This is a genomic window from Jeotgalibacillus alimentarius, assembly GCF_000829445.1.
GTDB classification, from domain to species: domain Bacteria; phylum Bacillota; class Bacilli; order Bacillales; family Jeotgalibacillaceae; genus Jeotgalibacillus; species Jeotgalibacillus alimentarius.
The window spans coordinates 1-26,427 of the sequence record NZ_JXRQ01000020.1 but is presented as its reverse complement, the minus strand read 5'-3'; the positions used below and the strand labels follow the sequence as shown (position 1 = coordinate 26,427).

31 protein-coding genes and 2 riboswitches are annotated in these 26,427 nt (G+C 40.1%); of the genes, 25 read left to right on the top strand and 6 right to left on the bottom strand.

Annotation, left to right across the window (positions count from 1 at the left end; genetic code table 11):
* Positions 1-9: 9 nt before the first annotated feature.
* The 7 genes from KP77_RS11480 to phoU all read left to right on the top strand — a co-directional run bounded on the left by KP77_RS11480 (position 10) and on the right by phoU (position 7,501).
* Positions 10-618 carry a superoxide dismutase gene (locus tag KP77_RS11480; RefSeq protein WP_041122884.1) on the top strand — a complete coding sequence of 203 codons (609 nt, stop codon included), beginning with the start codon at positions 10-12 and terminating at the stop codon, positions 616-618.
* Positions 619-782: 164 nt separating this feature from the next.
* Positions 783-2,966: a penicillin-binding transpeptidase domain-containing protein gene (locus KP77_RS11475; RefSeq protein WP_041122883.1), complete on the top strand. Its 2,184-nt coding sequence runs from the start codon at positions 783-785 to the stop codon at positions 2,964-2,966.
* 150 nt (positions 2,967-3,116) lie between these two features.
* Positions 3,117-4,085: a PstS family phosphate ABC transporter substrate-binding protein gene (locus tag KP77_RS11470; RefSeq protein ID WP_041122882.1), complete on the top strand. Its 969-nt coding sequence runs from the start codon at positions 3,117-3,119 to the stop codon at positions 4,083-4,085.
* Positions 4,086-4,161: 76 nt separating this feature from the next.
* Positions 4,162-5,106, top strand: a complete 945-nt coding sequence (pstC, locus tag KP77_RS11465) for a phosphate ABC transporter permease subunit PstC (protein WP_041122881.1) — start codon at positions 4,162-4,164, stop codon at positions 5,104-5,106.
* A gap of 1 nt (position 5,107) precedes the next feature.
* Positions 5,108-5,986: a phosphate ABC transporter permease PstA gene (pstA, locus tag KP77_RS11460; protein WP_041122880.1), complete on the top strand. Its 879-nt coding sequence runs from the start codon at positions 5,108-5,110 to the stop codon at positions 5,984-5,986.
* Positions 5,987-6,013: 27 nt separating this feature from the next.
* The gene (pstB, locus tag KP77_RS11455; protein ID WP_041122879.1) at positions 6,014-6,829 is read left to right on the top strand and encodes a phosphate ABC transporter ATP-binding protein PstB; all 816 of its coding nucleotides are present in this window, start codon (positions 6,014-6,016) and stop codon (positions 6,827-6,829) included.
* 12 nt (positions 6,830-6,841) lie between these two features.
* The gene (gene phoU, locus KP77_RS11450) at positions 6,842-7,501 is read left to right on the top strand and encodes a phosphate signaling complex protein PhoU (protein WP_041122878.1); all 660 of its coding nucleotides are present in this window, start codon (positions 6,842-6,844) and stop codon (positions 7,499-7,501) included.
* Positions 7,502-7,745: 244 nt separating this feature from the next.
* On the opposite strand, the gene KP77_RS11445 is transcribed toward phoU, so the two are convergent.
* Together KP77_RS11445 and KP77_RS11440 are read right to left on the bottom strand one after the other, a co-directional pair.
* Positions 7,746-8,210: an endolytic transglycosylase MltG gene (locus KP77_RS11445; RefSeq protein WP_041122877.1), complete on the bottom strand. Its 465-nt coding sequence runs from the start codon at positions 8,208-8,210 to the stop codon at positions 7,746-7,748.
* A gap of 9 nt (positions 8,211-8,219) precedes the next feature.
* A complete protein-coding gene (locus KP77_RS11440; protein WP_041122876.1) occupies positions 8,220-8,564 on the bottom strand; it encodes a hypothetical protein in 345 nt (114 codons plus the stop codon).
* A gap of 167 nt (positions 8,565-8,731) precedes the next feature.
* Here KP77_RS11440 and rpmG point away from each other — a divergent pair, with 167 nt between their 5' ends.
* From rpmG to KP77_RS11410, 6 genes are all read left to right on the top strand, one after another.
* Positions 8,732-8,881 carry a 50S ribosomal protein L33 gene (rpmG, locus tag KP77_RS11435; RefSeq protein ID WP_039809691.1) on the top strand — a complete coding sequence of 50 codons (150 nt, stop codon included), beginning with the start codon at positions 8,732-8,734 and terminating at the stop codon, positions 8,879-8,881.
* A 65-nt stretch (positions 8,882-8,946) separates the two neighbouring features.
* Positions 8,947-9,489 (top strand): 5-formyltetrahydrofolate cyclo-ligase, encoded by a 543-nt coding sequence (locus tag KP77_RS11430; protein WP_160289519.1) that lies wholly within the window; start codon positions 8,947-8,949, stop codon positions 9,487-9,489.
* Between the two features lie 32 nt (positions 9,490-9,521).
* Positions 9,522-9,728: a YqgQ family protein gene (locus KP77_RS11425; RefSeq protein WP_041122875.1), complete on the top strand. Its 207-nt coding sequence runs from the start codon at positions 9,522-9,524 to the stop codon at positions 9,726-9,728.
* A 4-nt stretch (positions 9,729-9,732) separates the two neighbouring features.
* Positions 9,733-10,701 carry an ROK family glucokinase gene (locus tag KP77_RS11420; protein ID WP_041122874.1) on the top strand — a complete coding sequence of 323 codons (969 nt, stop codon included), beginning with the start codon at positions 9,733-9,735 and terminating at the stop codon, positions 10,699-10,701.
* 335 nt (positions 10,702-11,036) lie between these two features.
* Complete coding sequence (locus tag KP77_RS11415) at positions 11,037-12,944, top strand: LTA synthase family protein (protein ID WP_041122873.1); 1,908 nt, start codon at positions 11,037-11,039, stop codon at positions 12,942-12,944.
* Between the two features lie 59 nt (positions 12,945-13,003).
* Positions 13,004-13,330, top strand: a complete 327-nt coding sequence (locus KP77_RS11410) for an MTH1187 family thiamine-binding protein (protein WP_041122872.1) — start codon at positions 13,004-13,006, stop codon at positions 13,328-13,330.
* 17 nt (positions 13,331-13,347) lie between these two features.
* Here KP77_RS11410 and KP77_RS17855 read toward each other — a convergent pair whose 3' ends face one another.
* Positions 13,348-13,518, bottom strand: a complete 171-nt coding sequence (locus KP77_RS17855) for a DUF2759 domain-containing protein (protein ID WP_041122871.1) — start codon at positions 13,516-13,518, stop codon at positions 13,348-13,350.
* Between the two features lie 178 nt (positions 13,519-13,696).
* On the opposite strand from KP77_RS17855, the gene KP77_RS11400 reads away from it, so the two are divergent.
* Positions 13,697-14,323 (top strand): MBL fold metallo-hydrolase, encoded by a 627-nt coding sequence (locus KP77_RS11400; RefSeq protein ID WP_041122870.1) that lies wholly within the window; start codon positions 13,697-13,699, stop codon positions 14,321-14,323.
* Between the two features lie 82 nt (positions 14,324-14,405).
* Here KP77_RS11400 and KP77_RS11395 read toward each other — a convergent pair whose 3' ends face one another.
* Positions 14,406-14,648, bottom strand: a complete 243-nt coding sequence (locus KP77_RS11395; RefSeq protein ID WP_041122869.1) for a DUF2626 domain-containing protein — start codon at positions 14,646-14,648, stop codon at positions 14,406-14,408.
* A 366-nt stretch (positions 14,649-15,014) separates the two neighbouring features.
* Between KP77_RS11395 and KP77_RS11390 the strand changes: the two genes are divergently transcribed.
* From KP77_RS11390 to KP77_RS11355, 8 genes are all read left to right on the top strand, one after another.
* Complete coding sequence (locus KP77_RS11390) at positions 15,015-15,395, top strand: Spx/MgsR family RNA polymerase-binding regulatory protein (protein WP_041122868.1); 381 nt, start codon at positions 15,015-15,017, stop codon at positions 15,393-15,395.
* Between the two features lie 159 nt (positions 15,396-15,554).
* Positions 15,555-16,622: a competence type IV pilus ATPase ComGA gene (gene comGA / locus KP77_RS11385; protein WP_052474122.1), complete on the top strand. Its 1,068-nt coding sequence runs from the start codon at positions 15,555-15,557 to the stop codon at positions 16,620-16,622.
* Positions 16,531-17,589 carry a competence type IV pilus assembly protein ComGB gene (gene comGB, locus KP77_RS11380; protein ID WP_235420712.1) on the top strand — a complete coding sequence of 353 codons (1,059 nt, stop codon included), beginning with the start codon at positions 16,531-16,533 and terminating at the stop codon, positions 17,587-17,589. Before comGA ends, comGB begins: the two co-directional genes overlap by 92 nt.
* 17 nt (positions 17,590-17,606) lie before the next feature.
* The gene (comGC, locus tag KP77_RS11375; protein ID WP_041122866.1) at positions 17,607-17,942 is read left to right on the top strand and encodes a competence type IV pilus major pilin ComGC; all 336 of its coding nucleotides are present in this window, start codon (positions 17,607-17,609) and stop codon (positions 17,940-17,942) included.
* Complete coding sequence (locus tag KP77_RS11370) at positions 17,929-18,375, top strand: prepilin-type N-terminal cleavage/methylation domain-containing protein (RefSeq protein ID WP_407637926.1); 447 nt, start codon at positions 17,929-17,931, stop codon at positions 18,373-18,375. Before comGC ends, KP77_RS11370 begins: the two co-directional genes overlap by 14 nt.
* Entirely contained in the window at positions 18,359-18,655 is a 297-nt protein-coding gene (locus tag KP77_RS18150) for a type II secretion system protein (protein WP_041122864.1), read from the top strand. The genes KP77_RS11370 and KP77_RS18150 overlap by 17 nt, the downstream gene beginning before the upstream one ends.
* On the top strand, positions 18,555-19,064 hold the full coding sequence (comGF, locus tag KP77_RS11360) for a competence type IV pilus minor pilin ComGF (RefSeq protein ID WP_327063118.1): 510 nt from the start codon (positions 18,555-18,557) through the stop codon (positions 19,062-19,064). Before KP77_RS18150 ends, comGF begins: the two co-directional genes overlap by 101 nt.
* 212 nt (positions 19,065-19,276) lie before the next feature.
* Positions 19,277-19,768: a shikimate kinase gene (locus KP77_RS11355; RefSeq protein WP_041122862.1), complete on the top strand. Its 492-nt coding sequence runs from the start codon at positions 19,277-19,279 to the stop codon at positions 19,766-19,768.
* Here the strand turns inward: KP77_RS11355 and KP77_RS11350 are convergent.
* Positions 19,752-20,405 (bottom strand): YqhG family protein, encoded by a 654-nt coding sequence (locus tag KP77_RS11350; RefSeq protein ID WP_041122861.1) that lies wholly within the window; start codon positions 20,403-20,405, stop codon positions 19,752-19,754. The genes KP77_RS11355 and KP77_RS11350 overlap by 17 nt on opposite strands.
* Positions 20,374-22,011, bottom strand: coding sequence for a DEAD/DEAH box helicase (locus KP77_RS11345; RefSeq protein ID WP_052474119.1), 1,638 nt, complete (start codon positions 22,009-22,011; stop codon positions 20,374-20,376). The genes KP77_RS11350 and KP77_RS11345 overlap by 32 nt, the downstream gene beginning before the upstream one ends.
* A 140-nt stretch (positions 22,012-22,151) precedes the next feature.
* Positions 22,152-22,241, top strand: a riboswitch (glycine riboswitch).
* Positions 22,242-22,244: 3 nt separating this feature from the next.
* Positions 22,245-22,320, top strand: a riboswitch (glycine riboswitch).
* Positions 22,321-22,391: 71 nt separating this feature from the next.
* Between KP77_RS11345 and gcvT the strand changes: the two genes are divergently transcribed.
* Genes gcvT through gcvPB form a run of 3 tightly spaced genes read left to right on the top strand, consistent with a single transcriptional unit; the run spans position 22,392 to position 26,321 of the window.
* A complete protein-coding gene (gcvT, locus tag KP77_RS11340) occupies positions 22,392-23,489 on the top strand; it encodes a glycine cleavage system aminomethyltransferase GcvT (protein ID WP_041122860.1) in 1,098 nt (365 codons plus the stop codon).
* A gap of 20 nt (positions 23,490-23,509) precedes the next feature.
* Positions 23,510-24,853 (top strand): aminomethyl-transferring glycine dehydrogenase subunit GcvPA, encoded by a 1,344-nt coding sequence (gcvPA, locus tag KP77_RS11335; protein WP_041122859.1) that lies wholly within the window; start codon positions 23,510-23,512, stop codon positions 24,851-24,853.
* Complete coding sequence (gene gcvPB / locus KP77_RS11330) at positions 24,846-26,321, top strand: aminomethyl-transferring glycine dehydrogenase subunit GcvPB (protein WP_041122858.1); 1,476 nt, start codon at positions 24,846-24,848, stop codon at positions 26,319-26,321. Before gcvPA ends, gcvPB begins: the two co-directional genes overlap by 8 nt.
* Positions 26,322-26,427: the final 106 nt, after the last annotated feature.

Here is a 26,427-nt window from a genome sequence, read left to right as displayed (position 1 = left end):
AATTCAATCATGGCTTACACTTTACCAGAACTACCTTACTCTTATGATGCACTTGAACCGCATTTTGACAAGGAAACAATGAATATCCACCACACTAAGCACCACAACACTTACGTGACTAAATTGAATGATGCACTGGAAGGACACGATGATCTTCAGTCAAAATCAATTGATGAGCTTGTAGCTGATCTGAACAGCGTACCGGAATCAATCCGCACAGCTGTCCGCAATAACGGCGGTGGACATGCTAACCACTCATTCTTCTGGAAGATTCTATCTCCAAACGGTGGCGGCGAGCCTTCTGGCGATCTTGCATCAGCGATTAACAGCAAGTTCGGCAGCTTTGACAAGTTCAAAGAAGAATTTGCAGCAGCAGGCGCAGGCCGCTTCGGATCAGGCTGGGCATGGCTTGTGGTAAATAACGGAGAACTTGAAATCACAAGCACTCCTAACCAGGACTCACCACTTACTGATGGTAAAACACCAGTGCTTGGCCTGGATGTATGGGAGCATGCATACTACCTGAAGTATCAGAACAAGCGTCCTGACTACATCAACGCTTTCTGGAGCGTTGTTGACTGGAATGCTGTTGAAAAGCTTTATACTTCAGCAAAATAATGTATACTGATAATATCCGGCTGACGTCTTTCATGGACGTCAGCTTTTTTATTATAATGGGAGGATTTGACCTTTTATTGAAAAAGAGTGTCATCCTCTAGTAATAATTGAAAAAAACCTTTAAGATTATTTAATAGAACTTTGTATAGAAAGGGAGACTTTTGTTGAAAAAAAATCAGTCTCGCACGAAAAAGGATAAAATTAAAAAGAATTTTCTTGCTGCACGAATGAATATACTGTTTTTTGCAGTATTTCTGCTGTTTTCAGCATTAATTTTAAGACTGGGCGTCCTGCAGATTGTGAATGGTGAAGATTTTAAAAGGCAGCTTGAACGAACGGAAGAAGTCGTAGTAAATGCGAGTGTGCCCCGCGGGAAAATATTTGACCGTAACGGGAAGGTCATCGTAGACAATAAGCCAGTAAATGCGATTACTTATACAAAAACACAGCAGACTTCCCAGGATGAAATGATGGATGTTGCAACAAAGCTTTCGTCCATGATTGAATTATCTGCTGATAAAGTAACTGAACGTGATATCCAGGATTACTGGATCAGAGAAAATAAAAAACAGGCAGATGCAAAAATTACAGACAAAGAACGTGCGCTCTATGATGAAGGTGAACTGTCACAATCTGATTACGATAAACTCATCCGTGAGAGGATTACAGAAGAAGAAATTGCAGAAATCACAGAGCAGGAGATGGAGATCCTTGCTATTTATAGACAGATGCAAACCGGATACAACCTGTCTCCGCAGATTATTAAAAATGAAAATGTGACTGATGAGGAATTCGCTGCAGTGAGTGAGCAGCTAAGCTCATTACCAGGAGTCAACACCACTGTTGACTGGCAGCGCGAATACCCATACGGTGAAGTGCTTAGATCTGTGCTTGGAAGTGTCAGATCCATCCCTGAAGATAAGATTGAATATTATCTGGCACGTGACTATTCCCGCAATGACAGAGTGGGAACAAGTTATCTGGAACTTCAATATGAAGAAGTACTGCAGGGACAAAAGTCAAAAGTCCGCACCATTACTGATAAAGCTGGGAATGTGATTGACTCCCAGCTGATTCAGCAGGGTGAACGCGGTAAAGACCTTGTTCTGTCAATTGATATTGAACTGCAGCAGGCGCTTGAGCAGGTTGTAGAAGATGAACTGAGAAGGCTTAAACAGGATTATGGCCGTAACCTGATGGATCGTCTATTCCTTGTCATGATGGATCCAAATACCGGTGAGCTGCTGGCAATGGCAGGGAAGCAGTATATCGAAACAGATGATGGTCCTGAAATTCAGGATTATAATATTGGTACGTTTACAAGTGCTTATGAAGCAGGATCTTCTATTAAAGGAGCAACAGTACTTTCAGGGTATCAGGATGGTGTGATTCAGCCCGGGTCTTATTTATGGGATGAAGTGGTCAGTATTGCTCAAACACCTGATAAAGCTTCCTGGTATTTAGGTGATCTGCCTATTTCCATTAATGATCACTATGCTTTGGAGCGGTCATCTAACGGTTATATGTTCAAAATCGCGATCAAAATGGCTGGAGCTACTTATGTAAGAAATGAGCCAATTGATATTGGAGCGAGCACATTCACTAAAATGCGCAATTACTTTGGACAATTTGGTCTTGGCAGCGAAACAGGAATCGATCTTCCAGGTGAAAGTGTGGGGTATCAGACGAATAACCCAGCAGATCTGAACCCTGGTAAACTGCTCGATTTATCAATTGGTCAGTTTGATACTTATACACCAATGCAAATGGCTCAGTATGTATCGACTATTATTAATGGAGGTAATCGGGTAGCGCCGACGATTGTAAAAGAAATCCGTGAACCAAGTGCAAATAATGATTCGCCGGGCCCGCTTGTTAAGGCAATGAAGCCGAAGGTTCTTAACAGACTTGATAACACACAACGGGAGCTCGATTGGGTAAAACAAGGTTTTTATCTCTCCTTCAACGGTTCTAAAGGAACAGGTCAGGACTTTAAAGGAAACGGTTATGTTGCGGGTGGTAAAACCGGAACAGCCGAAGTTGTTTACTTCGGACCGAAGTATGACGAACTATATCGTTCTAAGGGAATAGCTCCACCTGAGACAACGAATTCTACTCTAGTCGGATTTGCGCCATATGATAAACCTGAAGTTGCGTTTTCTGTTATGGCGCCATGGGTATATCCAAACGTTGCAAACTCCCCACTTCGTGAAGATGTCAATGAAAATCTAGGTACTGCTGCTCTCGAAGTTTATTTTGATATTAGAGAGCAAAGAATGAATGAACAAAGTACGGATCAGGAACAGCAGGTTGAAGTAACAGCTGAAGAAGCAGAAGAAGGACAATAAAAAACTATCAAACTGAGTACTGCATATTGCAGTACTCAGTTTTTTTATGTATTTACAAAACCTTTACATTTCATTTATATGAGATTAATAGAAGGGGTGTATTGTATTAGCTGTAGGACAAATCACACAAACCACAGGGGGAATTACAGAATGAAAAGCGCAAAATATTTAGCAATGTCAACCATCTTAGGGTCAGCAGTATTTTTAGCTGCTTGCAGCGGAGAAGATGAAGCTAATGGTTCAGATAATGGATCTGAAGGTTCTGGAGAAGAACTGAGCGGACAGGTTCAGGGTGACGGTTCATCGACTGTTGCGCCTATTATGGAAGCCATTGTTGAAGAATATGCAGCTGCACAGCCGGGCGTTCAGGTATCATCTGGCGTATCCGGTACAGGCGGCGGTTTTGAAAAGTTTATTGCAGGAGAAACTTCATTCTCAAATGCATCCCGTCCAATTAAAGAAGAAGAAGCAGCCGGCCTTGAAGAGCAGGGTGTTGAATATACAGAAGTTGAACTTGGTTATGATGGTTTATCAGTAGTAGTTAACCAGGAAAATGATTGGGTTGACTACCTGACAGTTGAAGAGCTGAAAGAAATGTGGGTTGAATCTGGAGAAGAAAAGACATGGGCTGACATTCGCGAAGGATGGCCTGAAGAGCCGATCGAATTTTATTCGCCTGGAACGGACTCAGGAACATACGATTACTTTAATGAAGTCATTCTTGAAGAAGAAGATATCGTTCGTTCAGCAACACTATCAGAGGATGATAACGTTCTAGTACAAGGTGTAATGGGATCTCCTAACGCAATCGGATACTTCGGTTACGCTTACTACCTTGAGAACCAGGATACAATCAAAGTTGTTCCGATTGATAACGGAGATGGTCCGGTTGAGCCGAATAATGAAACAATTGAGTCTGGTGAATATGCACCATTATCACGTCCACTATTCACTTATGTAAGAAATGATACAGTAGCTGAAGATCCGGCAGTAGCGGATTTCATCATGTTTGCGATTGAAAACGCAGGTGAACTTGCTGAAGCTGTTGGATATGTAAGTGCGCCACAGGAAGTTTATGACGAAGATATGGCAACAATTGAAGAACTTGCAGGTGAATAAATAAACACAGCGGGAAGCGTGTTTGACGCGCTTCCCGAATCATTATGTTCTTTGGATAAATGAGGAGGTTTTCATCATGGCAATGAATGAGCCACAGCAGATTTCGGTTCAGGAATTGATCGCCCAGAAAAGTAACAGGGGTCTTCTGGCGTTTACTGAAAAGCTGATACCAAAAATTTTGTTTTTAATTGCATCGGTTTCAGTGCTTACTACAATTGGAATTGTGTTCACTTTAATTTTCGAGACAGTTACATTTTTTACTGAAGTAAATATTTTCGGCTTTTTGACAGGAACTGAGTGGTATCCATTTGCGAATTCAACACCTACCTACGGAATTCTTCCACTGGTTGTAGGGACTTTGAAAATTACTGGAATTGCTATATTAGTGGCAGTACCAATTGGAATCGCCACTGCCATTTTTTTGAGTGAGTATGCGAGTGACAGAGTAAGACGTTTTATCAAACCAATTCTTGAAGTTCTTGCCGGTGTGCCAACGATTGTTTACGGATTTTTCGCGTTAACATTTGTTACACCGATTCTCCGCTCGATTTACCCTGACATTGCGATTTTTAACGCGCTCAGTCCGGGGATTGTTGTGGGAATCATGATTATCCCAATGATTGCTTCACTGTCAGAAGATGCAATGTCTTCTGTACCAAATGCGATGCGTGACGGTGCTTATGCACTTGGTGCGACTAAACTTGAAGTAGCTGTAAAAATTGTTCTGCCGGCTGCACTATCAGGTATCGTTGCATCGACTGTACTTGCCATATCACGTGCAATTGGGGAGACGATGATCGTAGCAGTAGCAGCCGGTTCAACTCCTGGCTTTAATTGGGATGTAACAGGCTCTATTCAGACAATGACAGCTTATATTGTACAGGTTACAACAGGTGATGCAGGATACGGTACAACAATTTATTACAGTATCTATGCGGTTGGTTTTACATTATTCCTGTTTACGCTGGCAATGAATATGCTGGCACAGTTCATCTCTAAGCGATTCAGGGAGGAATATTAATATGAAGTTCGTGAATCATGAAGAAGTGGCAGCAAAGACAAAAACCAGATTAACAAAAAATACTTTGCTAAAAGGTGTATTTGCTGCGGCTACAGGGTTTGGTTTAGTCGTTCTTGCGATTTTATTGTATCGCATTGTGACTCAAGGAAGTGACTATTTAAGTTTTGAGTTTTTTACAAGTTTTGCATCCCGTATTCCTGAGAATTCAGGGATAAAGGCAGCGATTCTTGGCTCCGTCTATTTAATGCTTGTTGTCGCACCGGTATCAATGTTTCTTGGTGTAGGGACAGCGATTTATCTTGAGGAATATGCAAAGAGAAACAAATTTACAAATTTCATTAAAGTTAACATCTCAAATCTTGCAGGTGTTCCTTCAGTCGTATTTGGTCTATTGGGTCTTACGATATTTGTCCGCTTTTTTGATTTGGGCATTTCAATTCTGGCAGCCGGACTGACAATGAGTCTGCTGATCTTACCAATTATTATTGTTGCTTCTCAGGAAGCGATCCGTGCAGTGCCGAATGAATTGAGAGAGGCATCATTTGCAATGGGTGCGACAAGGTGGCAAACCATTTTAAGAGTTGTTCTTCCTGCGTCAATACCGGGAATCCTGACAGGAAGCATCCTGGCATTATCCCGTGCGATCGGAGAAACAGCACCACTTGTCGTCATTGGTATTCCAACAATCTTAATGTTCACACCAGATGGAATCATGAGCACATTCACAGCGCTTCCTATGCAGATATTTGACTGGACGAAGCGCCCTCAGGTTGAGTTCCATGATGTAGCAGCCGCGGGGATCATCGTACTGATGGGGCTGCTGATTATTATGAATTCAATCGCTGTATTTATCAGAAATAAATACCAGAAGCGTTATTAATTTTAAGGATGAAGGGAGCTTTTCAACATGACAACGATTGTAAAGCCGGAAGTAAAAACAGCTGAAAAAGAAACAGTAAAAAAGAATAAATCATCAGTATATAAAACTGAACAGCTTAATCTATGGTATGGATCAAATCATGCGCTAAAAAATATCGACCTGGATATCAAAGAAAATGAAGTAACGGCGATTATTGGACCTTCAGGGTGCGGTAAATCAACATATATTAAAACCCTTAACAGAATGATCGAAACGATTCCGTCAGTTAAAACATCCGGAGTCATAAATTACCGCGATAAAAATATCTTTGATAAAGAATACCAGGTGGAAGAACTCCGTACAAAAGTCGGAATGGTTTTCCAAAAGCCAAATCCATTCCCGAAGTCAATCTACGACAATATTGCATATGGACCACGTATTCATGGCATTAAAAACAAGAAAATTCTTGATCAGATCGTAGAAAAAAGTCTTCGCGGAGCGGCGATCTGGGACGAAGTAAAAGATCGTCTTGGTGAAAATGCTTATGGCCTTTCAGGTGGTCAGCAGCAGCGTATTTGTATCGCACGCTGTCTGGCAATTGAACCGGATGTTATTTTAATGGACGAACCTACTTCTGCACTTGATCCGATTTCTACATTAAAAGTAGAAGAGCTTGTACAGGATCTGAAAAAAGACTACAGCATTATTATTGTGACACACAACATGCAGCAGGCAGCACGTATTTCAGATAAGACTGCTTTTTTCCTTAACGGGGAAGTAGTTGAGTTTGATGAAACAGATAAAATCTTTTCCAACCCGTCAGATGAAAGAACAGAGGATTATATCTCTGGAAGATTCGGATAAGGAGTGAAGACATTGTCAGTCAGAGAGCGGTACGATACGGAATTAGCAACGTTAAATAATAAAATTGTGGAACTTGGACAGTTTGCACAATCTGCACTTAGAGATTCATTAACAGCACTTGATAACCGGGATATTGAAAAGTCATTGCTGATCATGGATGAGGATATCAAAGCGAATAGGATCGAAGAGGAGATCAACGACCTCGCGATATTATTAATCGCTAAGCAGCAGCCGGTCGCAACTGATCTGAGAAGAATTATTGTAGCAATCAAAATCGCTGCAGACCTTGAGAGAATTGCGGATTTTGCTGTTAACATTGCAAAGTCTACAATCAGAATCGGTAATGACAGCTTTGTCAGTTCAATTGACAATGTTCATAAAATGTATGACATTACAGAAGAAATGATTGAGCTCGTTTTAGAGGCATATAATGATGAAGATGTGGTAAAAGCGAAAAGAATTGCCGAACTCGATGATGGAGTGGATGAGCTCTACGGTGAAACGATCAAGAATCTGCTTTCTACAAGTGCAGCTCAACCGGAAAAAATCGGTCAAATCACACAGCTTTCATTTGTCTGCCGTTATTTAGAACGTGCAGCAGATCATGTAACCAATATATCTGAAAATATCTTCTACCTGGTGAAAGGTAAAAGGTACGATCTGAACAAATAAAAAGAGCGTGAGACAAAACGAAGAAATTTGTTGTTTGAATTACTTTTTTATTGAAATAAATCTTAGTGCAACGGAGCGTAAGGCGGTGACTCCGGGACGATTAGCGGGACAGCTGAGACCCCACAGCCGAAGGCGAGGAGGCCATATCGGACCACAAAACGATCCACCGTCCGGAAAGCTTCCGCCTGAAGCGCAGTGAAACGATTAGAGGCTGAGACAATTTTTATAATGTCCCAGCCTCTTTTTAATTTGTGATTAATTTTGCGATTTGCTCAACAGTCATCGTTGAATTAAGGTCGTATTGCCCAATTTGAATGTTATCTGTAAGTGACTGATCGGCAAGATATTCATTAAATGAGTCTTCATTATCAATTAAACCGTAGGAAAATAATTGCTCACTGATCTCAGGAGACGTCATACCGGATTCGATCGTTAAAATCATGCGGGTGATCTGCTCACCTTCACCTTCTTCTTCAGGTTCGGAAAGTTCTGCTGCTTCCCGCTCAAGTGAATGAACACGTTCTTCCCATTCAACCAGCTCCTGTTGCAGAGTGTTATATTCCTCGGAAGAAAGGATGACTTCATTTTCGTTTGTATCAGCAGCTTCAGAGTCGGGGGCGCTATTGAAAAAATATACTGCACTATACAAAACGAGTGCACTTGCCATCATTCCAAGACCGGTTGCCCGGATGGATCTTCGGTCTAACATATCAATTCCTCACGATCTGCTTTTAATTAAATGTAATACATCACTTATATGTAATGAAGATAGATTTGATATTTGTTCAGGACTCATTCCCTGCTTGTGAAGAGAAAGGACCTGGTTGACGAGTATTTCATTAATCTGTTTTGGTTTGACCGGTTTATTTGAAGAAGATGAATCAATCATCAGTTCCTCTTCAAGTAATTTTGTTCTCTTTTTAAGCTGTGACAGTTCCTGATACAGGCTCATTGAAAGTTCCTGAAGCTCATCAGCAGTATCACTTGACCGGTCCTTTAAAAAGAAGGATATTATAAATAATATAAGTCCTGCCCCACCTATGGAGAGCATAATCCAATCCATGTCTACACCTCCTGTTTACTATGAATTATTGTATCATGTTCAATATAAGAAGAATCACAAACAGTTAAAAAAGATAGTAGATTTTTTTCAATGTTAATGATATTATAAATAAGTCGTATGAATCGAAGTATGTAACAAACAGCATTTGAATGTTTGGAGGGATAAAGATGCGTGTAAACATTACTCTTGCTTGCACTGAAACTGGTGATCGTAACTACATCACTACTAAGAACAAGCGTAACAATCCAGATCGTATTGAACTTAAAAAATACAGTCCGCGCCTGAAGAAAGTGACGCTTCACCGCGAGACAAAATAATGAAAAAAAACCGAAAATGTATAGTGCATTTTCGGTTTTTTTATCATAAGGAGGGAGCATGTCAATTGAGAAAAAAAGAGGTTCGGCAATTCATGCTTGAGCAGCTCAAGAATCTTCCTGAAAATAAGAAAATAGATTATACTGATCGCATACACAAAAAGCTCACTTCATCAGCTGAATGGCGGCAATCTGAAGTGGTTGCACTCACAATATCCAGAGGCGATGAAATTGATACCCATCATTTGATCAATCAGGCACTTGATGACGGAAAAAAAGTATGTGTTCCGAGATGTGAGCCTGAAAATAAAAAATTAGTTTTTCATTACATACAATCAATAAATGATGCAGTTCCTTCATTTTATGGACTTCTGGAACCTGAGCCTCATTTACAGGTTGCACAAAAACATGAAATAGATCTGATTATTGTACCAGGGCTTGCTTATTCAAATGACGGGTACCGGATTGGCTTCGGTGGTGGATATTATGATCGTTTTCTTTCAGACTACAGTGGAGACACCATCTCGATGGCTTACAGCTTTCAGTTGATTGCTGAGTGGTTTGCTGAGGAATATGATATTCCGGTTAAGAAAATTATGACTGAGCAATAGATTAAGCAGAACAGATCAGGGAGTGGCGGAATATGGCCCTAAACAGCATGCATGATGTACAGCTGCTATTAAAGCGCTATGGCCAATATATTTACGGGCCCGGCAGACTGGCAACACTTGAATTAATGGAAATAGAAATAAAAGATCTTTATGACGCCGGCATGATCGGCAGAGAAGAATATCTACAGGCACTGCTGGTCTTAAAAGGTGAAATCAGAAAAGAAAGTAAAGGTGGATGAATTGATGAGGGCTGAATATATTTTCGGAGTAGATATTGGTGGAACGACAACTAAACTTGCGGTAATTACAGATGAAGGCCAAATTGTTCAGAAGTGGGAAATCCCGACGAATACTTCTAATCATGGTGTGAGTATTATTCCTGACATTGCCGCAGCTGTTAAACTGAAGATGACCCAGATGGAATTGACTAAAGAACATGTAATCGGCATTGGTGTTGGTGCACCTGGCCCGGTAAATATGCAGACTGGTATCTTATATACCGGTGTAAATATAGGCTGGGATAAGCCTGTTGCATTAAGAGACGAACTGTCATCTCAGACCGGCTTACCTGTTGTAATAGAGAATGACGCAAATGCTGCAGCATTAGGTGAAATGTGGAAAGGTGCCGGTGGTGGAGCAAGAGACGTCGTATGTGTAACACTTGGAACCGGAGTTGGCGGAGGCGTTATTGTTAACGGTGACATCGCTCACGGGATTAAAGGTGCAGCTGGTGAGATTGGTCATATAACAGCAGTACCTGAAGGCGGATATCAGTGTAACTGCGGTAAAAAAGGCTGTCTTGAAACGGTAGCATCTGCAACTGGGGTGGTCCGGCTTGCAAAAGAAGAGATGGAACGTGCAGAAGGCCACACTGCTCTTCATAAAATAATGGATGAACATAATGCGATCACAGCGAAAGATGTATTTGATGAAGCGAAAAACGGTGATACAGCAGCTGCCTCTGCTGTTAACAGACTGACGTTTTATCTTGGACTGGCACTTGCTAACCTGGGAAGTGCACTGAACCCTGAAAGAATCGTAATAGGCGGTGGCGTTTCCAGAGCCGGTGATATATTGCTTGATGGGATCAATGAAAGATTTAGAGAATTTGCATTTCCTACAGTTGCTGAATCTACTGAGATCAAGGTAGCGACACTTGGAAATGATGCAGGTGTAATAGGTGCTGCCTGGCTGATAAAATATAAACATTAAATCTTCCGAATCTCCTGTTTGACAGGAGATCTTTTTATTTTTTGTGCGAATTGTCGGGCTTTTACAATTTCAAGGTTATTACTTTACATTTCCCGAAAATCCGTTAAAATTAAGGTTTAATCCAGCTTTCACCACATGTGACTATAGGCTGATTTTCAACTTGAACAATGAATTCGGGAACTTTTCAGTGTTTAAAACGTCTATAAAGGTGGAATTGTAAATAAGATTTTAAAAGTGTAAATGACACGTTTGATTTTATTTACATTCAGGAGTATCATTATTTAAAGATAAGGTAATATCCACAAATTGTAAATGAAAGTGTAGGAGGAAATTTTATGAACAAAAAATGGTCAATGCCTAAGCTGTCGCTTGTCATTATTGCCATTGCGTTCCTTTGGATCAAAACGTTTATTGCATATCATGCGAGCTTTAATGTAGACACCGAAAACTTTATGCAGGATCTGATACTATTTATTAATCCGCTCAGCTTCCTGTTATTAATATTTGGTGTTGGATTACTTTTTAAAAAGGAAAAGACGCGGAACAACTATGTGATTATTACAAGTTTCATACTGACAGCCATTTTGTTTGCAAACATGGTTTTCTATCGTTTCTTTAATGATTTCATCACTCTTCCGGTGTTATTCCAGACGAACAACTTCGGTGATCTTGGCGGAAGCGCAATGGAAAATATTTATATGACAGATGCTTTATATTTTATTGATGTGCTGGTTCTTATTTTACTGGCAAAATATAAGCCGTCATATATGTCGTTTAAAGCACCTACCAAAGTAAGCAGAAGAGCGTTCTTTCTTGTTGCAATTGCAACTTTTTTCTTAAACCTCGGGTTAGCTGAGACAGAACGTCCACAGCTTTTAACGAGAACATTTGACCGTGAGATGCTGGTAAAAAATATTGGAATCAATAATTACCATCTCTATGATGTCTACCTGCAATCAAAACAGTCAGCTCAGCGTGCACTCGCTGACAGTGACGCACTTGTTGATGTAAGTAATTACGTACAGGCGAATAAGGCCGATGTGAACAATGACATGCATGGCATTGGTGAAGGTAGAAACCTGATCGTTGTTAAGCTTGAATCCATGCAGAATTTTGTAATTAATAACGAAATGAATGGCGAAGTGATCACACCGTTTTTAAATTCATTAACAGAAGATGAAAACACAGTGTATATGGATAATTTCTATCATCAGACTGAACAGGGTAAAACATCAGATTCAGAGTTTCTGCTTGATAATTCTCTATATCCATTAGGCCGTGGTGCTGTGTTCTTTACACACAGCGGGAATGAGTTCAATACACTGACTGACAGCCTTAATGAAGCCGGCTATTATACAAATGCGATGCATGCGAATAATAAAAGTTTCTGGAACCGTGATATCGTCTATCAGAACTTCGGGTATGACCGATATTACTCACTCACTGACTATACAGTTGGTGAAGGTGAGGCAGTCAACTGGGGTATGAAAGATATTCCGTTTTTTGAACAGTCAGTTGAACATATGAAAGAAATGGAACAGCCGTTTTATTCTAAAATGATTACACTGACAAACCACCACCCATTCTATCTTGATGAAGAAGATAAATTTATTAGTGAATTTGATTCAAATTCAGGAACGCTTAACCGTTATTTCCAGACAGTCAGATATCAGGATGAAGCAATTGAACAGTTTTTCAATTACCTGAAAGAAGCAGGGATCTATGAAAATTCTGTCATTGTGATGTATGGAGACCATTACGGAATTTCTGAAAATCATAATGCTGCAATGGCTCAATATCTGGAACAGGAAGAGATTACTGCGTTTGATTCGGCGCAATTGCAGCGCGTTCCTATGTTTATTCATATTCCCGGTGAAGATATTGGCGATACAAACAGTAAGATTGCTGGTCAAATTGACCTGAAACCGACAATTCAAAGCATCATGGGAATTGAAGGCAGTAACAGTATTCAGTTCGGTCAGGACATTTTCTCAGATGAAAATGATAACACTGCAATTTTACGCGATGGCCGTGTCATTACTGAAGATCTTGTGTATGCTGGAGAAACCTGTTGGGATAAAGAGACAGGTGAACCTGTCGAAACTGAAAGCTGTCAGCCTATGATTGATAAAGCAACAGAAGAACTTGCATTCAATGATGAAATTATATATGGGGACCTTCTCAGATTCTATGACTCAGAAACTGGTCGCCTCTTAGAAGATCCAAGCTTAAATATTGAATAAGATAAAAAGCTCCTGAGGGAGCTTTTTATCTTATCATGAGACCAAATGGAGGGATAGACATGGCAATTGCAGATATTACAATTATTCCGATAGGTACAGAAACACCCAGCGTAAGTAAATATGTCGCAGGGATACAGGAGGTACTCGAAAAACGGGCAGCAGAAGGTAACATTACCTATCAGTTAACACCGATGAGTACTTTAATCGAAGGAGAACTTTCTGAGCTGTTTAACGTGATACAGGAACTGCATGAATCGGTCTTTTCAGAGGAGATACAACGAGTGGCTACAAATATTAGAATTGATGAAAGAAAAGACAGGAGCGACCATTCTATGCAGAATAAGCTTAAGTCTGTTGAAAAGCATTTATCAAATAAAAAAAGCTGACCGCGGTCAGCTTTTTTTTAGTGAGGATACCCGTCAAATACAATTGTCATAACAGTAAACCAGCCAAATACACCTAATGAAGCAAGTGCAAAGAAAATACCCATAATGTTCTTTTCCTTGAAGGATGTAATTGTACCGATTACTGACAGGATCGTTACCAGTGCAAGGATAATTGTTAATCCATTCATCAAAAGCACCCCTTTCCATACGTCGGTTCATAAATAAAACGAGATTAGTGCATATATAAGCGTACTCTTAATATATTTTATAGTTAAATGTTAATAATGTCGAGTGTAATTCGTGACACTTTCGTGAGTATTCGTCTTTTATATTAAATCATGCTAAACTTTGTCTGAGGTGATAATAATGGAATGGGTTCAACTGCCGCTTGGTCCTATGCAAACAAATGCTTATATTTTATATAATGATCGACAGGAATGTCTGGTCATCGATCCCGGAGAAGAGCCGGAGAAAATAAAGAAGTTTATTTCTAAAAAAGAACTGAAACCGATTGCGATTTTACTGACACATGCTCACTTTGACCACATTGGGGCCTTAGAAGCAATAAGATCTCATTATAAAATCGATGTGTATATGCATATACAGGAAAAAAGCTGGCTGCAGGATCCCGACAAAAACGGCTCCGGTCTGTTTCAGGGAATTACACCGATCACTGCTTCTCCTGCTGAAAATCTGTGGGAGAGAGAAGAAACTTCGCAGATCGGAAATTTTCGTTTTGAGCTGATGCACACGCCTGGACACTCACCTGGAAGTATCAGTTTTTACTTCAGGGAATCATCACTCCTGATATCCGGTGATGTACTGTTTCAGGGGAGTATAGGGAGAACAGATCTTCCTGGTGGAGATATGGGTATCCTTATGAAAAGCATTAAAAAGTTACTTACGCTTGATGCTGATACATATGTGCTTCCGGGACACGGACCAGTTACAACACTTGCTGATGAGAATCGTCAGAATCCATTTTTACAATAACAAAAGAGACGCTTTCCCCAGGAGGAAAAGCGTCTCTTTTGTCAGTATCTGCTCGTCATTTCTTCAGATGAAAAGAAGAGATTTAAAGCGGACCTTTAAGCGGCATCATAAATGTTGTCCAGTAAGTAAATCCAGCAAAGAAAATAGTTAAGTATACAAAGAATACATACACATACATGCGCTCAGATAATTTCATGTACCCTAAAAGGATGAAAAAGCCTGTCTGGGCCAGGAAAAGCAATGAAGTTTTTGGCATATGTCCCAAGTAAAATAATACAGAAAAAATTCCAGTCCAAAACCCCATAACGCGATACATTTTATCCATCCGAATCCCTCCTTTACGCAAACAATCCATCGAACCTATTATATAGGATACCATATTATAAAGTAAATATCCCATATGATTAAATGTGACGATTGAGTGATTTTTGTCATAACGATTATACAAGTAGTAAACAGATCATGTTTTCCAGGTGAAATAGAGTGATCAAACAGTTCATGTATTTTTCTACAATAGTTAAATACCCTGATACTACTCTACTATGAAACAAAATTGTGAACAATTAAAAATAATTTTATATTTATAAGTTTTATAGGTGTACAATTGTTATACACGTGGTATACAATGAATATAACTTAAATGAAACTATTCCAAAGGTTATACAAAATATAAACAAGTGGAGGTAATAACATGAACCAGATCACATTTTTCACTTATCCAAGTTGTACGTCTTGCAGAAAGACAAAAAAATGGTTGAAAGAAAATGAAGTAAATGTGAATGAGCGTCATATCTTCAGAGATACACCTGATTATGATGAGTTAATGAATCTGCTGTCTTTAACAACTGAAGGTTTAGATGAACTTCTTGCTACAAGAAGCCAATCATTCAAAGCACTGGATCAGGACGTTGAAGATCTGCCCCTATCTGAAGTAGTTAAGATGATTATTGAAGATCCAAAGCTGTTAAAGCGCCCGATTCTGACTGATGGTAAGTCACTGATCGTAGGATACAATCCTGAAGGGCTTAGAAGTCTTTCAAATAAAAAACAGATGTACAAAATGTCTGGCTGAGCAATAACGATCATACTCATGTCGGTTCAGCAATCATTACACAGGTTGTAATGATTGCTGAACCGACATTTTTATTGATTCAAATTATTGAAAATATTTAAAGACATAGATGGAAAAATGTTGTATAGTGTAAATAACTTTATGAAAGGATGTGAAAAAATGCCATATGGCACAGAATTATTAGCACAAAATCTACTAAAAGAAGCATTTGAAAGCAGAGGATCTGATATTCATTTTTTGCCTGAATCACAGCACATGGTGGTTCATATCAGAGCACTCGGAGATCTGTCTATACTCAGAACCATATCTTTAAATCAGGGTGAACGACTGATATCGCACTTTAAGTACAGGGCATCTCTTGATATCGGTGAAAAAAGAAAACCTCAAAGCGGCGCAACAATGACCATCATTGATGGTGAGAAGATTTCCCTTAGAATATCCACACTTCCTTCTTCAGAAGGTAAAGAAAGTCTTGTCATCAGACTGTTACCACAATCATTTGCAGTACCTATTGAAAAACTCTCACTATTTTCTAACTCCGCAAAAACATTATCATCACTAGTCCGTCAGCCACAGGGACTGATTCTGTTCTCAGGACCAACCGGAAGCGGCAAATCAACCACTCTCTATTCTCTCATTCATTACTGCTCTACTGAACTTCATAGAAACATTATCACGCTTGAAGATCCTGTCGAAAGAAATGAAGATCACGTGCTGCAGGTTCAGATTAATGAAAAAGCCGGGGTGACCTATGCGCAAGGATTAAAAGCTGTTCTCAGACATGACCCGGATATGATTATTATAGGGGAAATACGTGATGAAGAGACAGCAGATATTGCAGTAAAAGCTGCATTAAGCGGCCATCTTGTCCTATCGACGCTTCACGCTAAAGATACAAAAGGAGCGATCAGAAGGATGATAGACCTGGGCATTCGAAAAGAAGACTTAAAACAATCGTTAATTGGTGCTACCGGTCAAAGGCTGGTGAAAGTACAGATAAACGGTGAGGCGCAGTCGCGTACCTCAATCTATGAAATTATGACTTCTGAGGCGATATGTGATTATCTGAATGAATTGCCTGTGCAACCGTACCAGACGCTTGAACAGCTATTCAGGAAAGGAGCGGCCCTTGGTTATGTATCTGCTCAGGAGTATAACAGGTGGATCACACCGGCAACTTTATATCCCCAAAAAAGATCAGCCCGTTTTCCTTCACCGCTTAAGTGAATTGCGTGAAAATGGTTATCCGCTTGATCAATCCTTCAGTTTCTTGTTTCTTCAATTTCCATCACTATCAGGAAGGGAAGAACTCATCAAACTCCTGATAAATGGCTCCACTTTAAGTGAAACATTAAAACGCCTCGGTTATCCTTCATACGTCTGTATGCATTTGTTTTTTGCAGAGCAGTCAGGCGAGATTGGACAAGCCCTCTCTGAAACAGCATCTTTGATGAAGCATCGGGAAAACCAGAAGAAAAAATTATTGACGATCCTTCAATACCCACTTTTTTTAATCCTTCTATTTCTTTTCGTATCTGCGATCTTAAACTTATACCTGCTGCCAAGAATGACGCGTTTATATGAAGCGGTCGGCAATGAGCAGTCTGAGATGATCATAATTGCACAATCTGCATTCAGGATCATACCTGTTTTAAGTTTAATCCTCATCGCTGTGACTTTCAGTATCACCATCATCACTGGTTTTATCCTCATAAAAAAGCAGCCGCTAGAGAGGTGGAAAGTGTTGTCCGCCCTTCCTGGTGCGGGTTTTTACTTCAGACACTACCACAGTTACCTTTTCTCAAGAGAAGCCTCTATGCTGCTGAAAAGCGGTTGTTCCTTTCAGCAAATGCTTCAGACCTTTATTGAACAGCCATATAGACCACTCTTTAAAGAAATTGGCCGGTTTCTAAATGACGAACTTGAAAGAGGCCAAAGTATTTATCATACGCTGCTTTCATTACCTTATTTTACCGAAGACATGCTGCGGATCACTCAGCATGGTGAAATGAATGGAAACCTAGAAAAAGAGTGGGGTTTTTACAGTAAATATTGTCTTACAGCTTTAGAAGAGAAATCAGGCAGGTATTTTAATTTTCTGCAGCCGGTCATTTTTACTTTTATTGGTTTCGCAGTAGTCGGAGCTTATCTGATCATTCTATTACCTGTTTTTAATTTGCTGCAAAATATATAAATGATGGAGGAATTAAAATGAGAGAAAAACTATTTAAGACGCTTAAGAACAATCAGGCTTTTACACTGATTGAAATGGTCATCGTATTATTGGTTATATCAGTACTGCTGATTGTCAGTCTGCCGAATATTTCTTCACAAAGTAAAGAGATTAACAGTAAGGGCTGTGAGGCATTTGAGCAGATGGTCCAAGCCCAGGTTGAGTCATTCAGAATGTCTGAGAAAAAGCTGCCGGCTGATATCAGTGAATTGCAGACGGGTGGTTATTTGAATCAGCATGAAACGACTTGTCCAGATGGAAGAGAACTGACGATCGGCGCCGATGGGCATGTGACGATTATTGAAGAGCCTTAAACATAACAGTGGATTTACGATGATTGAAGTGATCATGGTACTGTTGGTGCTTGGTATTCTAATTGCCATTTCCGCTTCGTTTTTTCCCCGTTCAAAAGAAGCCTCAATCTCTTTCGAATCCCGGCTAATTCAGGATCTTCACAATGCCCAGTTAACCGCAGTATCAGGTAATAAGCAGGTAACTGTTTATTTTGATACCGGAAATCAATCTTACTCAATGGTCTCAGGTTACGTCCCTAATGAAAAGGTCTTGTCTGAAGTAAAACTCCCTGAAAACGTGGAACTTCTGGGTACCAGTTCACTGACATTATTCAGATATAACCCCTCCGGGAATACGAATACGTTCGGAGTTGTAAAATTTATAGTCGATCATGAACCATTAAATATTCATTTTTATCTGGCAAGGGGCAGATTTTATGTTGAAAAACCATAATGGATTCACGCTGATAGAATCAATCATTGGGTTATATGTCTGTATCATTTTCTGTCTGTTTATTCTGCCTTTAGCCGTCACAATTATGATAAAAGCAGAGGAAGCCGAAGAACGTTACAGAATGTATGGTATTGCGTATGATCAGGTAAAGGTGTTCTATGCTAAAGAAACAATTGAGCATGATATTCAAAAGGATGGGGGAAGATATTCAGTTGAATTATCAGAGAATCGATTATGTGTGTCTAACGCAGAGAGTGACCGGGTCTGTGTTGAACCATAATCAAAGAGGATTTACAATGCTTGAAGTGATCGTAAGTATCAGTGTGCTAACAATTATTGCTCCTTTATTTGCGATGCTGATTTTCAGTTTTGGACAATTGATGAATCAACAGGACTTATCAAGAGAGTGGGATCTATTTACGATACAATTTCAAAAGGAAGTTGAGCGGCTCAAGATTGAATCCTACTCATCAGAAACGGTTACTCTAAAAAATGGAGAAGCATCAATTAAATTTTCCAGACAGAGTTCACTCCTTAGAAGAACTGTAGATGGGCAGGGGTATGAGATTTTTCTGACCGGAATAGATACGATCAGGTTTACCGCCGAAGAAAATCTGATCTCAATGGAGGTGAAGTTTTTAGATGGGGTTCAAAAAGAGGCAATCTTTTATACATTATCTCCAAAATGAAAAGGGTTCAATTCTATTACCTATTATATTATTTTTTATCCTACTCACCTCTGCAGCTGTTGTTATCACAACGCTTTCAATTGAGAAGGTAAGGCATGCTGAGATGATGAGCGATTATTACTCAAGAGCAGCAAGTGATCTGTTTTCACTCGCGATCATACGTGACGAGGAGTAGAATGGGAATAAATGATTCATAAAAGAGGGGATCTGCAATGAAAGTTTATTTAATCGGATTCATGGGAGCGGGTAAATCTACAGTTTCAAGGCTGTTAAGCAGTAAAACCGGTGAACCTTACAGCGATCTTGACAGTCGGATAGAAGAAAAAGCCGGTAAAAAAATCAGTACGATTTTCCAGGAAGATGGGGAAGCTTCTTTCAGAGAAATTGAAGTGTCCACACTTAAAGCAGCAGAGGCTACAATCATTTCAACAGGCGGCGGTATTTTATATTTTGATGAAACAGGTCAATGGATGAGGCAGAATGGAATCGTCATTTATCTGCATGCTCCATTTAAAGAGCTCTACGCCAGGATTAAAGGAGATCAGACAAGACCTGTTGCTGCAAAACCTTATAAGGAACTCGAAGCACTCTTTAACAAGAGAAATACAGCATATAAAGAAGTTGCACATCACGTGGTTTCGGTTTCTAACCGTACGCCGGAATCAACTGTAAAAGAGATCATATCGATTATTCAAAACTCCTGAGATAAATCAGTCCGGCAGATATATGCTTAAAGCAGACTTGCACTGTCTCGTCGTCATTTATTTGATCTGAAACATAATGTTCGATCCCGCTATAAAGAATTGATATCGCTGTTGCAAACGGAAGCCGGTTAGATTGAATAATGCTCCCATTTGGCCGGGTTCCGGAGAGTGACAGATTGTCACATGTATGGCTGCCTGAAATATACTTTATTCCTGATATTAATGAAATTCTGCTGTTCATTCTGATATCCGCTAAACCTGGAGGATTGAATGACGCTGTTAATTGAATTGTAATCCAGGGATAAAGCATACATGATGTTTCAGACTGCTCATATGCAGTGTAGAATTGATTTTCCTGCTGTGCCGATCCCAATATACTTTGAAATATGTGATGGTCATAATGAATTGACAGCAAATCATTCGCCTTCAGTTGTCCGGGTGTTTCCTGGATGATGAGGTGCATCGGCTCGCCGGACTGATTCACGGAGTCCCTGTAATGCCAGTAAAATGGTCTGTTCATAAATTTTCTGTCCAGCTGTTCAGTCAGCTGGACTAATGCTTTATCTGCAGACTCAGTCACAACGGCTCCATTATATTTCAAATACTCAATGACCAGCTTGTACGCTTCCTTCATCATGGTTAACACCCTCATTTTCCAGATAATCTTCGAGCAAATTCAATTTTATCTTCATTTCTTCTTCGGATTTAGAGTTTAATAATGCGTCTTTCAGATATTTTTCAGTTTCAGCTTTTACAGTTGATAACACCTGTTCATGTTCTCCAATAATTGTTTTAAATAAATGAACTTTACTCTCAAGCAGCTGCCAGATTCTTTCTTCGATCGTTGTCCGGTTCAACAGATAAATAATTTCTACATCCTCTTTCTGACCTAACCTGTGTACCCTCCCGATTCTCTGTTCTAGTTTCATAGGATTCCATGGTAAATCCGCGTGTACGATACAGTGGCAGAATTGAAGGTTTAAGCCTTCTGATCCTGCTTCTGTAGCGATCATTACATCCGCATGATCCCTGAATAGATCTGTCATCCACTTTTTCTTTCCTTTTTTAAAGCCTCCTCTGAACATAACGGATGAGACATTATGCTGCTTCAGATACCACTGCAGATACAGCTGAGTTGCACGATATTGTGTGAAAATAAGCACCTTATCTTTCCGTTCTCTGATAATTTTCAAAATCTCTTTTCCTTTTGACGTCTCCAGCTGTTGTGGATTCACTTCAAGCATCGGTCCTAAAATATGACAGATATCATTGTGCTGTTCCCTTCGCAGTGCTTTTAAGAGTGCGATACTTGAACTGCAGCCCTGTTTTAATAGTGTCAGGTGAGTAAAGCGGTGGGTGTTTAATCTTTTTAGTTCTCTGAAAGCTTTTTCAACAGATATATACAGCTGCTTTTCATAACCGGATTGATCAAGCCATCTGACGCTGATATTTCGTTTAGTCCACTTAATATCAGTTTCTTTTTTTCTCGTTCTGATCATGATTGCATCAATGCGACCATGAAATTCCCGGCTGTTTTCATTGACCATCTTTTTAAATTCTCTTTTATCTTTAAATAATGCAGGATTAATCAATGTAGATAGTGTATACAGTTCTTCCGGTTTGTTTTGAACAGGTGTAGCAGTCAGCAGAAGTATATAAGTTTTATCCAACGAAGAAACAAATTGATAGTTCAACGTTTTCGGGTTTGAGAGTCTGTGTGCTTCATCAATAATGACCAGATCAAATGAAAGGCTGTTGAACTGGGATTTCAATGGTTCTCTCTTTAAAAGGTCAATAGATGCAATGATAACAGGGTGATTTCTCCATTCTTTTTTTCCTCTATGAATAATACAAGGTATTCCTAGTTGAAATAACTCAGTCTGCCATTGACCTGCGAGTGAAGATGGAACCAGTATCAGGATTGAACGGGCCAGATGTCTGAGTTGAAGTTCTTTCATTATCATTGCAGCTTCAGCCGTTTTTCCAAGTCCTACTTCATCAGCAAGTATCGCAGAGCAGTTCATATCAAATACTGCTTTTTCAACTGCTTTGATCTGGTGGGCCAGCGGTTTAAATGAAGGAAGAGCTTTAAGTGATAGCAGCTCTCTATGTGAAGCAGTAAAGCATGACTGTAATTGCTGTACATACTGATTCATATGAAAGCAGGAAGAATAGTCAGAGTGAAGAGTTTGTAAAAATCTCTCTTTCCAATTCTCTTCCCCGGGTGTAACTGAAAATTTCACATCAATTCTCTCCTTCACTACAATTAATGATTGTTGAAAAACAAAGATGATGGTACGATAAAGGTGATTTTAGAATCAAGCTTTATAGAAAATAGTAAACATATTGTTATTGTGTCCATTTATTAAACAAATATAAGCGAATGATAGCAGAGGGAGAGACTCTTTTATAAGAGCGCCGAAGGAGCAAACATATTTGTGAATCTCTCAGGCAAAAAGACTTCTGCTGGACGCAACTCTGGAGAGTGTTTCAATGACGAAACCACCAAAGGGGAAAGCCGTAAGGTAAACTTTCAGGTGAAAAGGACAGGGACCCGTTTTTAAAAAGGGGTATCCCTGTCCTTTTTTGTGTGTAAATGGACGATTATGAGGAGGAAAGCCTGATGAATGACACTTTGAAAAAAACACCGCTTTATGACAGCTACAAAGCGTTAGGCGGAAAAGTAATTGATTTTGGCGGCTGGGCATTACCAGTGCAGTTTTCAAGTATCAAAGAAGAACATCACGCAGTCAGAAATCATGCAGGATTATTTGATGTTTCCCATATGGGTGAAGTGACTGTTAAAGGACCTTCAAGTCTTGCTTACCTTCAGAAGATGATGACAAATGATATTAGTAAAATTAAAACCGGTCAGGCTCAATATACAGCTATGTGTTATGAGAATGGCGGTACGGTTGATGATCTGCTCGTGTACAAAAAAGATGAAAATGATTATTTATTAGTGATTAATGCTTCAAATAATGACAAAGATACTGAATGGCTTTTAAGTCACCAAATGGATGGTGTGGAAATTGTAAATATTTCTGACCAGGTAGCGCAGCTTGCAATACAGGGACCGCGTGCTGAAGAAATTCTTCAAAAATGCACAGAAGAAGATTTAAGCCAGATTACTTTTTTCAAGTTTAAAGATGATGTAAACATCAGCGGTTCATCTGTACTTGTATCTAGAACAGGATATACAGGAGAAGATGGGTTTGAGCTGTACTGCAGTCCTGAAGATGCCAAAAAATTATGGGGTCAATTACATGAAGCAGGTAAAGAGGAAGGGCTGCTTCCATGTGGGCTTGGAGCGCGTGATACATTAAGGTTTGAAGCGAAACTGGCACTTTACGGTCAGGAATTGACAGCTGATATTACACCGATTGAAGCAGGTATCGGTTTTGCTGTGAAGCCGGATAAAGAAGCGGCATTTATTGGCCAGGAAGTATTAAAAGAACAAAAAGACCATGGTGCACCGCGTAAACTGGTCGGAATTGAAATGATTGATAAAGGCATCCCGCGTCACGGCTATAAAGTTTTTGCTGATGAAAAAGAAATTGGATTTGTCACTACCGGTACCCAATCACCGACGCTTGGAAAGAATGTAGGTTATATCCTGATTGATAAAGATTATTCTTCGATCGGTCAGGAAGTATTTGTTGAAGTACGTAAAAAGAAACTAAAAGCTGAAGTCGTGAAATCTCCATTTTATAAAAGGTAATTAAGAAGGGAGCAGCAAAAATGATGCATCGTTACTTACCAATGACAGAACAGGACCAGAAAGAAATGCTAAAAACAATCGGAGTTTCTTCAGTTGAGGAACTGTTTGAAGATATTCCGGAAAAAGTCCGTTTTAAAGGCGAACTGAATATTAAGCCTGCCAAAACGGAGTCAGCGTTGATGAAGGAACTTGCACAACTTGCCGGCAAAAATGCTGATACACAGAAAAACACTTCATTTCTTGGCGCAGGTGTATATGATCATTATTCACCAGTCATCATGGACCATGTCATTTCAAGATCTGAATTTTATACAGCATATACGCCGTATCAGCCTGAAATTTCACAGGGTGAACTTCAGGCAATCTTTGAATTTCAAACGATGATTGCTGAGCTGACTGGCATGGATGTAGCAAACTCATCCATGTATGACGGAGGGACTTCATTTGCAGAAGCTGCAATGCTGTCAGCAGGTCAGACAAAACGCAAAAAAGTATTAGTATCCGGCGCTGTTCATCCTGAATCTAAAGCCGTTTTGAAGACTTATGCAGCTGGTCAGCATATTGAAGTTGTGACGATTCCTGAAAAGGACGGCAGAACAGATCTTGAACAGTTAGCATCATTAATGTCTGATGAGATTGCAGCTGTTATGGTGCAATATCCTAACTTCTTCGGTCAAATTGAAAGACTCGATGAAATTGAAAAACTGACTCATGCAAATAAAGCAATGTTTGTCGTTTCTTCTAACCCGTTGTCACTTGGTGCACTGACACCTCCAGGAGCATTTGGTGCTGATATCGTTGTCGGTGACGCGCAGCCATTCGGCCTTCCTCAGTCCTTTGGTGGACCGCACTGCGGATATTTTGCTGTTACAAAGAAGCTGATGCGTAAAGTACCGGGCCGTCTTGTAGGCGAAACAAATGATGAAGAAGGTCAGCGCGGGTATGTACTGACACTGCAGGCGCGTGAACAGCATATCAGACGTGATAAAGCGACTTCAAATATTTGTTCCAATCAGGCGCTTAATGCATTAGCGTCATCAGTGACAATGACAGCACTCGGTAAGCAGGGCATCCAGGATATTGCACATCAGAATCTCCAGAAAGCAGCTTATGCGAAAAAGCAGCTTCAGGCTGCAGGTGTAAAAGTGATAAACGGCGGCTATACATTTAATGAATTTGTAATAGAGCTGAATAAACCGGTATCTGAAGTTAATAAAGAGCTGATGAAAAAACAAATCATTGGCGGTTATGATCTTGGCAGAGACTTTGAAAGTCGCAGTAATCAAATGCTGATTGCAGTGACTGAACAGCGTACAAAAGAAGAAATTGACTTACTCGCAGAGGAGCTGAAGCAATATGCGTAATGAAAACCAGCCGTTAATCTTTGAATTGTCACGTGAAGGAAGGATCGGATACAGCCTGCCGGAACTTGATGTACCGGAAATGGATACTGAAGAGCTGCTCCCGTCAGGATTTGTCCGCCAGGAGGCTCCGGAACTGCCGGAAGTTTCAGAACTGGATATTATGCGTCATTATACTGCTCTATCAAAAAGAAACCATGGGGTGGACTCAGGATTCTATCCGCTTGGCAGCTGTACGATGAAGTATAATCCTAAAGTAAATGAAGCGGTTGCCCGCTATGCAGGATTTGCTCATATCCATCCGCTTCAGGATGAGAGCACAGTTCAGGGAGCTTTGGAGATGATGTATGATCTGCAGGAGCACCTTGTGGAGATTACAGGAATGGATGAAGTCACACTCCAGCCGGCTGCAGGTGCACACGGAGAGTGGACGGGTCTGATGATGATCAGAGCTTTTCATGAGGCTAATGGTGATTTTAACCGCACAAAGGTTATTGTGCCTGATTCTGCTCATGGTACAAATCCCGCATCAGCAACGGTTGCAGGATTTGAAACTGTTACAGTAAAATCCAATGAAAACGGACTGGTTGATTTAGAGGATTTAAAAAGAGTAGTGGACGGTCAGACAGCTGCTCTTATGCTGACAAATCCGAATACACTTGGGCTGTTTGAAGAAGATATTCTCGAAATGGCTGCAATTATTCATGATGCTGGCGGTAAACTTTACTATGATGGTGCAAACCTGAATGCAGTACTTGCAAAGGCACGGCCTGGCGATATGGGATTTGACGTTGTTCACCTGAACCTGCATAAAACGTTTACAGGTCCACACGGCGGCGGTGGTCCGGGATCCGGTCCGGTTGGTGTTAAAAAAGACCTGATTCCTTATTTGCCTAAGCCAGTATTAGTAAAAACTGAAGAAGGATTTACATTTGATTATAACCGTCCGGAATCTATCGGAAGAGTAAAGCCTTATTACGGTAACTTCGGAATTAATGTTCGTGCTTATACCTATATCAGAACAATGGGTCCTGACGGGCTGAAAGCGGTCAGTGAAAATGCCGTGATAAATGCGAATTATATGATGAGAAGACTCGCTGAGTATTTTGATCTGCCATATGACAGACACTGTAAGCACGAATTTGTTATCAGCGGCAAACGTCAGAAAAAGCTCGGCGTCCGGACGCTTGATATAGCAAAACGCCTGCTAGATTTCGGCTTCCACCCGCCAACCATCTACTTCCCGATTAATGTTGAGGAATGTATGATGATTGAACCGACGGAAACAGAGTCTAAAGAAACACTGGATTCGTTCATTGAAGCGATGATCCAGATCGCAAAAGAAGCGGAAGAAAATCCTGAAATCGTTCAGGAAGCACCGCATACGACAGTGATCAGCAGACTTGATGAAACACAGGCAGCTAGAAAACCTGTGCTGAGATATCAAAAGAAAGAAGCTGTGGAAGTATAAAACAGCGAAAAGAGGCTGGGACAAAACCAGTGAATAATTGAAAATGTCCGCGGGAAGGTGCAACCTTCCCACGGACATTTTTTTATAATGAACGTAAATTTTAGTA